The sequence below is a fragment of the Bacillus cereus group sp. N21 genome, assembly GCF_016483395.1.
GTDB classification, from domain to species: domain Bacteria; phylum Bacillota; class Bacilli; order Bacillales; family Bacillaceae_G; genus Bacillus_A; species Bacillus_A pseudomycoides.
The window spans coordinates 34,170-41,819 of sequence record NZ_JAEHBX010000042.1 but is presented as its reverse complement, the minus strand read 5'-3'; the positions used below and the strand labels follow the sequence as shown (position 1 = coordinate 41,819).

Below are 7,650 nucleotides of genomic sequence, written 5' to 3'. Positions count from 1 at the left end.
GCTCCGATTGAATATCGAATCTCGATGGCTGCATAGTCTTTTTTTACAGCTGTCCACTTGACGGGGGTAAGACCACACTAGGCGTTCTTTTTTATTGTAAAAATAAAAACCACGAATTAAATCGCGGCTTCTTGAAATACTTCTTGGGCATCTATCATAATATCGGAAACATTAACGCCTCTACTCTCGCACATCCCTACCATTGCAGAAATAATTATTTTAAATATTTAATATACGTCCGAATATGAAGAGGTTTTACCTTATCAACATCCGTAATCTTTAATTCTCTTTCTAAATATGAAGCAAATAACTTCAACGTTTGGTCATATGACCGAATTATTTTCCTACTTAGATACTTTGCATTACAATGAAGTAAAAAGTTTTCAACATTCATCTGAAAGTTGTTCATACAACAAAAAAACCTCCTAGCTATTAGAATAAAAATTTCAATCCAATAAATAGAAGGTTTTTAAATTAACCGCCAATTATCTACGTACTTTATTGCTTACATACGTAATTCATCGGCTATTAAATTTTGTTATGAAATACACTTAACATCTTGATACAACAACACTTACGAAGCCTTATGTTCAAGCCTCAACTTATCTGCAACCATTGCGATGAACTCAGAACTGATTGCTATGTAAAAGTAAGCAAACCGAACAACTTCTTGATATATCAACATCAACTTCATTACTTTTCACATCAATGAGCAAGAATTTATCGGATTATCAATATAATTCATCGCTCTTTCTTTAACTACAATTTTATCATCTTGGTACACAAAACGATAGCCCCCAATAGGAAATTCTCGAGTTGGTTTTGTTATTTCTCCTGTCTTCAAACTTCTTCCACACCAACCATGCGAACAAATACCATTTTCCACAGCATATGTTCCAGCTTCCCTTGAACTTCTAAAAGTTTTAATCAAAACGTCACCCTTGTACATTAATACGGTCTTAGCTAGAGGTCTTGCATGATTTCTCTTCATTCTTTCTTTTGTCTCCTTAGTTCTTTTCTTTCCACTTAGAACTTGAGACAGTTTAACTTTTGTTTCTTCACTCGTTTTTCTTCCTATACTAATATTAAATTTACATTGATTTTTTTGTTTGTATTCCTGTGTAATTTTTTCTTCATATATATAAGCCTTTTGTTCTTCTTTGAAATACTTTAAAATAGTGTATTCTAATTGCTGTTGCTTCATCAATTTTAAATGCTCATCACTTCGGCTGTTATAGTTACAATAACGTGAATTAGAACCTTTGCCACAATACATTACTTCTCCTGTCCGTTTATGTTTATGAATATATACGTAATACATAAAAATCACCTCGTTACCCTTATATCCGATTAAATTTATTTGTAAAGAGGTGTGAAAAATAAAGAAATCACTACAAGTTCCAGAATGCTCGCTGTTACATTTTATCAATTTAAAATATAAATATATTAACCACTCTCTTAAAAGGTAATACCAAACAATCTGAGAATCCGTTTTTTTGATAGGAGCCATAAAATCAATCCATAACTCTTCTAGCATCAATAAATAGACAAAAATAAGACGGTCATATCTGTTTGTGAAGATATGACCGCCGCATTTTTACTTGTTAAGATGTCAGTAATAAAATTGATATTTTATAATACGTTTTTTATATTTAAGCAATTTATTTAATTTTTAAAGATTCTCAACATCATCAATTAAACCATAAGGTAATTGACCAGTTCCTTTTCCATCAAATTTTACGATTAAATCATCTTCACTTAAAAAATCCGGATGTCCATTATTGATGACAATTAGTTGAATATCTTCTACAGGATCTTCTGTTTTATCTTTTTTATCCTTTAGTGAAACAAAATATTTTATTATTGAATTAAATATTTCTTCATCTTTAAACTCATCATCAATTTCTGAATCAGCACCTAGATTTTTCCTAGGAGAATCAATTATTAAAAGCCCTAGGTGATTTTTGTTTTTTGTTTTTAATAAAGCGATAGAAAGAAAATAGGCCATGGTAGTCATTGTAAGCGCTCCGCCACTTCCTAATTCATCATACTTTACTCCCCTAACATAAGGTAAATAATTAGATTCTTCTATAAATGCGTTACTAAGTTTAGGAAAAGAAAATTCTTCTAATATTCCAGAAAATAATTTAGAAAGATTTTGGATTACATCTTTTTTTGTCATTGTATTTTTTTCTAATGCACTGATTCTTTTTTGTAAATTATCCCGTAACTTCTCTTCTTCAAGAATTTTCTCAGTAATTTTAGAAAATTGACCTACCACACTTATGTTTCTTTCTAGCTGATCGAGACTGCTATTGATTTTTCCAATTTCATAATTAATTTGCTGGATTTGTTCAATGTATGGACTCATATAATGATTTATCAAGTGATCCAGCTCCCGTTGCTTTACATGCAGCTCTTTTTCAGATGCTTCCCTCTGTTTTTGGATCACCATTAAACCCTTTCTTTGCTGATCAATAAATTTTATCAAGTTATTAAGTTTTTTTGTTAATCGAAGGAGTTCACTTTTAAAAATTTTTGTTTCTTCTACTGAAAGATCTTTGAGTTCACTGCCACATAATGTACATCCAGTTTTGTGATTTATAGAGTTTAAACACGAAGGACATAAATCAAAAGTATAACTATTTAGAATTAATGAACCTTCTAAAATAAATTCAATCTTTTGAATTTCACCAGAATATTGATTTCTTAAGAAAAATAGTTTATCTATGTGTTTTTCTTTATCTAAAATAAAAGTATCAAATTTATTTATCTTTTCTTTAAGTTCACTGATTTCGCCCTCTATCCCCATCGTAAGACTCTTGTCATATGTTCCGGAGGCTTTTATTTCTCTAAGTTTATTTGTCTCTATTGAGAGTAATTTGTTAAGTCTCTCTTTTTCCTCTTGAAATGTTTTATCACTAAGCATATTCATTTCTTTTAAAAATTCGTATACCCCAAGTCTTTTATTATTCAAGAAATCTATAAGTTTCAATTTTTCTTTCAGCTGCTGTTTTAAGTCTCCTAACAATTCATTATATATGTTAAATATTATTTCAAATGTAGGCTTTCTTTTCAGATTGGACCCTGAAGTTTTTTCCATTAGTAAATTTTCAGAATCAATTATTGACTGTTTAACGTAAGAATATTTAAACAAGTCTCTAAAGCTAAAATTCTGATTAGCTACAATTATATCTAGTAGACCAATTTCGTTTAATAAAAAAGCCGAAAGTGATTGCTTATTAGCTGGAGAATCAATTTCCAGCAAATCAAAATGCTTTTCAAAATCGTCTTCTTCATTATTCCATCGAAATAATTTAACGGGCCTTTTAAAATCAAACAAGGGACGGACAACCTTAAATTTCTTTTCTCCAATCCAAAAGTCCAACTGAACTTCCTTGCAACTTTTCCCTATCTCTATGTATGCTTTATGCTTCTTACTTCCCAAAGAATAATTTATCATCTCTGCAATAGAAGATTTACCAGTTGACATTGGACCAGAAATGAAGTTTAACCCTTTTTTAAATTCTACTTCGTAGTTTTTCCGAAATCCAACTAAAGTTAATTTTTCTAAAAATAATTTTTCACTCATAATTAACCATTCCCACTTTTTCTATAATCATACTCTCCACTTTAGTATCACTTAATTTAGACAATTCTTTTTTAATATACTTAGCTATACTACCTAACTCAGTTGCGTAGGTACTCTTCATTTTTTCTAGAACTTCCTTACCCAATTCATTAATTCTAAAACTAAAATCATTATCGATTATTTTCCTTTGAATTAAATTTTTACTTAATAAATATCTTAAATATAAATTATATTCCGTTCTATCTGGCTGCCAATGAAAGAACGAATAAAATTCATTAAAATCCCTCTGTTCCTCCCGAATTTCTTTCTTAGGTAACATGGTACGAGGAAACTTCATATAAAAATCATATAACATGATCCTATTTAAATTCATTTTAAAAGACTTTTTCGAATCAAATTCAGCTATTAATATTAGTATTCTTGTTGAATTTAAAATTAAATCCCTGTTTACTAAATTCAACTCCTCAATCATTTTCAATGCTCCTCTTTAACAGATATTCTTTTAACTTACCCTTGTAATTTTTTACCCATCCAACCTTACATTCATCAGATAGTTGATGGAGAATACCTTTTTTAGTTATTAACGGAATATCAAGGCTAACCTTAAGAGTTGTGCCATTTAAATCTTCAACCCTTTCATAAACCTTTGTTAAAAGTTCATTTCCATCATTTTCATCTTTATAGGGCCGATGTTGAGTTTTCCAAATACTCTTCACGTTTTCTCTTAACATAACAAAGTCTTTAACCTCAGTAGGGATACTCCTACTTTCTATCGAGCTTTTTGCTATTTCAGCATTAAAAAATTCCTGCTGACAATCCTCGTGATCATAAATCTCTGCCGACTCAAGCTTTACAATAAACATAGATTCAGAGAAATCCATATTTTCATCTAGTTCGTATATCTCATCCATACTAAACTCTATTATAGGCTCATCAATTGGAATTTCCGCTTCTATTAAAACGTCTTTAATTCTTTCTACACTGATAGAACCTAATGATATTACTTTATCGTTAGCTACTGATTCAGTTAATACAACTCCCACTAATTTCCCATTAACAAAGAGTGGCGCTCCTGAAAGTCCACTGAAATCTTCTATATTTGCATCATAGTTTAGATCAATATCCCAATCATATGGTCCAATCATATCACTGGTTACTCTTCTTAATACATTATTCTTTACCCGATGCCCCATTTCCCACTTTACTACTGGGTATCCAAAAGTTTCATAAATGGAATCCTTCTGTACTTGAGAATTACAGAACTTTAAATACACATTACTTTGAACAGGCTCATCCAACTCCAAAACACTAATAGGTGCATTGGGAGTTTTGGAAAGCTTAATCGGGGTTGCTTTGCGTGTAATGGGTTCCTTATCGATATTTAAGAACTCTAGGCAGATTTCTTCCTCTCCTATATAATGCTCATCAAGGGCGTGCGTAGCTGTAACCGCTCTATTCGAGGAAATAAGAAAAACAGTTGCTTTGTCCGTGTCCTCTTCGCCACAAATTAATCTACCTATTGCTGTTTCGTATTCAGAATCAACTTTATTAATCATTTTATTAACCCCTCTATAAATCAATTACCTTAATTTGATTTCCATCAGATAATTCCACAGAGAACTTATATTCTGTTCTTAACTCTTCATCTGTTAGGAGATCATTCTTAACAGGATAGTTAAATATTAGATGCCTATGCCTTTCTCCCTCTTTCCTAGAAATTATCCTAGCAATAGTCTCAGAGTTGGGATGGTTATTCTTTTCGCCATTTGTAGAAAATAAGTAAATAGGAGAATCAATTAAACTAAGTAGTTCAACACTAGTGTTTCTGTGACTGCCGTGATGAGATACTTTAATAACGTCAAAAAGCGGATTATAATTAAATTTATCCACTAACGCTTGAATTTCTTTATGTATACTTTTCGAATGAGAATCCGCTAAGAATAAAAGTTTTTTTTCTTTATATTCAATGATGAAAGAAATTGAAGAACCATTGACCGGCGAGCCATCATGGCTCATTTTTTTACTCAAAAGATAATCTAAACTTAACTTTTTATCCTTATGAGATACATTTTTATTTTCATTATTTTGTTTGGAATCTTTTTGGGATAGTAAATAAAACTCGTACGCATCATCAAATAATTTATCGTCTGTTAACTTAAAGTCATACTTTTTCTTCCTCAACTCTTTAACCCAATATTTCTCTAACTTCTTCAGACTCTCTGAACTAGGCGATAACATACGAATGTTAATATCTGGTGTCAGTGAGATCAATTCTTTGTTATTACAATTTATTGCTTGGCCATCATACAAACCATTCCAATTATACTCTCCACCGTATAGCAATGCAGCTAACGTAGAACCATCTTTCGCGCTAACATCTTTATTTGGATTGTTTTTCTTTTTATTTTGAGTAACAGCGCCTTGGCTAATTATCCCAGAAAGAATCCTTTTTTCATGAGGATTAAGTTTCTCACCTTTTTGTTTTATTGAATCAAGATGTCTGTAACTATTGTGCCACACCTCATTAATTGGGATAATTAAAGGATTCTTAGCTGTTCCATTTTCCTTAAAAAGCTCTATAATTCCTTCAATATGATCTGAATCCACATGTGTGACAATAACTAGGCTTAGTTCCTCTCCACTTTCTGCCATACTTATTAATCTAGGCTTTAAGTAATCATGATATGTTTCCGCAAAACCGCCATCTATTAGAATATTTGTTTTTCTTTCGTTTCCTATGCTTATTAAAAAGCAGTCCCCTTCCAAAGCTGGATAGGCTTCAATTCGAATATCAGACAAAAAATGCCACCTCCATTTTTAATAAATTTTACCATAAATTTCATTAAATTTTAATAATGCTGTAAAAGGAATTCCTTATTTTAGAGTAATATCTTAAAAATGATTTAATGTTTTTTACATCTCTTGTTACCATTTAACTTTATTTATTGACAAAATTCACGGTCTCAGAAGTCTTGATACCACAATTTAGTTTCGAAGAGCCCATTATCAAAAACGGTGTTTTCATGAAATTTAGGCTGTTTCATGAACATTGAAGATATAGTGTTTACAAGACAATGACACAGGGATGAAATTCCATGAAATAGAAATACTATCAGTTATCAGTATGTAATAAATATTAAACAAGAAGGAGAAATGAATATGTCTGATAAGAAGCAAAATGATTCAAAAGAAGAATTAGCCCTTCCAAAAATCTCAAGTCTAGATGAGCTGAGCAATCGAGAGGAATTTGGCGAAGGTGTTACAGTTCACATAAGACCTTATCCAGGCATGATAGTCGGAGATAAAGTCACTCTTGAATGGCGTGACACTCAATCGTTGGGAGAAGACGAAAAGAAGGATAAAGAATAAAAAATAATTCTAGGGGATATTCGTATAGAATAAGCCCTTTTTTATTTCAACGGAGTTTGGGAGTTTTGGTACCGTTGATGAAAATAACCCTTTCCCCGTTATTTAATGGTAGTTTAGCTTTTTTTCAAAAAAGATAGGCGGTACTGTCTCGAGCTGCGCGCTTTGCTTTCAACTTTCGCATCACTCTTGTATTACAAACTCTTTATCATACTACAAAGACTTACTCACCTTCATCACTTCAATGCAACTAACAACAACATCACTGTTGCTACGACTGTTGCATCATCATCTACTGCATCTACATCTTCATCATCAAAGGAACTTACGTATAAACCCGTATGAGACGTCCGGCAACTTCATCGAGCGTAACTGTAGATTAGTACGATCTAATACAACTGTTCTCTTAACTTCAATCTCTCTCTCTTGTATCTTCCCAACTAAGTCTTGAGCAATAATTGATGCCGCCGCTTCTCTATACTGTGTTGAGTTTAAATACTCTCGCACTTGTATTAAGTGATATAGCTTGTTATGAACACTCATTAGTATTTCTCCTCTCTATCGTTTAACTGTGCTACTGCAATCAGCCTAAAATTAGCTGCATCTGTATTACTGTTTGTAAAAAATAACAGCTTATAAATATCAGATAAAGATTAAGGCTAAGAGCATATAACTCCTAGCCTTATCTAATA

The 7,650-nt window shown here is 31.6% G+C and carries 8 protein-coding genes; 1 reads left to right on the top strand and 7 read right to left on the bottom strand.

Annotated elements, in window-relative coordinates; translation table 11 throughout:
- Nucleotides 1-214 precede the first annotated feature (214 nt).
- The 6 genes from JDS96_RS20675 to avs1a form a co-directional block, all read right to left on the bottom strand.
- The gene (locus tag JDS96_RS20675; RefSeq protein WP_097794391.1) at nucleotides 215-409 is read right to left on the bottom strand and encodes an integrase; all 195 of its coding nucleotides are present in this window, start codon (nucleotides 407-409) and stop codon (nucleotides 215-217) included.
- A 291-nt stretch (nucleotides 410-700) separates the two neighbouring features.
- Nucleotides 701-1,510, bottom strand: coding sequence for a GIY-YIG nuclease family protein (locus JDS96_RS20670; protein ID WP_199667886.1), 810 nt, complete (start codon nucleotides 1,508-1,510; stop codon nucleotides 701-703).
- Nucleotides 1,511-1,672: 162 nt separating this feature from the next.
- Entirely contained in the window at nucleotides 1,673-3,592 is a 1,920-nt protein-coding gene (locus JDS96_RS20665) for an AAA family ATPase (RefSeq protein ID WP_199667885.1), read from the bottom strand.
- Nucleotides 3,585-4,064 (bottom strand): ABC-three component system middle component 2, encoded by a 480-nt coding sequence (locus JDS96_RS20660; RefSeq protein ID WP_098135297.1) that lies wholly within the window; start codon nucleotides 4,062-4,064, stop codon nucleotides 3,585-3,587. Before JDS96_RS20660 ends, JDS96_RS20665 begins: the two co-directional genes overlap by 8 nt.
- A complete protein-coding gene (locus JDS96_RS20655) occupies nucleotides 4,057-5,148 on the bottom strand; it encodes a trypsin-like serine peptidase (protein ID WP_199667884.1) in 1,092 nt (363 codons plus the stop codon). The genes JDS96_RS20660 and JDS96_RS20655 overlap by 8 nt, the downstream gene beginning before the upstream one ends.
- Nucleotides 5,149-5,161: 13 nt before the next feature.
- The gene (gene avs1a, locus JDS96_RS20650; protein ID WP_199667883.1) at nucleotides 5,162-6,391 is read right to left on the bottom strand and encodes an AVAST type 1 anti-phage system MBL fold metallo-hydrolase Avs1a; all 1,230 of its coding nucleotides are present in this window, start codon (nucleotides 6,389-6,391) and stop codon (nucleotides 5,162-5,164) included.
- 360 nt (nucleotides 6,392-6,751) lie between these two features.
- On the opposite strand from avs1a, the gene JDS96_RS20645 reads away from it, so the two are divergent.
- A complete protein-coding gene (locus tag JDS96_RS20645) occupies nucleotides 6,752-6,961 on the top strand; it encodes a hypothetical protein (protein WP_242479954.1) in 210 nt (69 codons plus the stop codon).
- Between the two features lie 312 nt (nucleotides 6,962-7,273).
- Here JDS96_RS20645 and JDS96_RS20640 read toward each other — a convergent pair whose 3' ends face one another.
- The gene (locus JDS96_RS20640; protein WP_199667881.1) at nucleotides 7,274-7,501 is read right to left on the bottom strand and encodes a hypothetical protein; all 228 of its coding nucleotides are present in this window, start codon (nucleotides 7,499-7,501) and stop codon (nucleotides 7,274-7,276) included.
- Nucleotides 7,502-7,650: the final 149 nt, after the last annotated feature.

Coding starts and splice junctions, on each gene's coding strand:
- JDS96_RS20670 (WP_199667886.1), bottom strand. CDS start 1,510: ATGGCTCCTATCAAAAAAACGGATTCTCAGATTGTTTGGTATTACCTT.
- JDS96_RS20640 (WP_199667881.1), bottom strand. CDS start 7,501: ATGAGTGTTCATAACAAGCTATATCACTTAATACAAGTGCGAGAGTAT.
- JDS96_RS20645 (WP_242479954.1), top strand. CDS start 6,752: ATGTCTGATAAGAAGCAAAATGATTCAAAAGAAGAATTAGCCCTTCCA.
- JDS96_RS20665 (WP_199667885.1), bottom strand. CDS start 3,592: ATGAGTGAAAAATTATTTTTAGAAAAATTAACTTTAGTTGGATTTCGG.
- JDS96_RS20655 (WP_199667884.1), bottom strand. CDS start 5,148: ATGATTAATAAAGTTGATTCTGAATACGAAACAGCAATAGGTAGATTA.
- JDS96_RS20675 (WP_097794391.1), bottom strand. CDS start 409: ATGAACAACTTTCAGATGAATGTTGAAAACTTTTTACTTCATTGTAAT.
- JDS96_RS20660 (WP_098135297.1), bottom strand. CDS start 4,064: ATGATTGAGGAGTTGAATTTAGTAAACAGGGATTTAATTTTAAATTCA.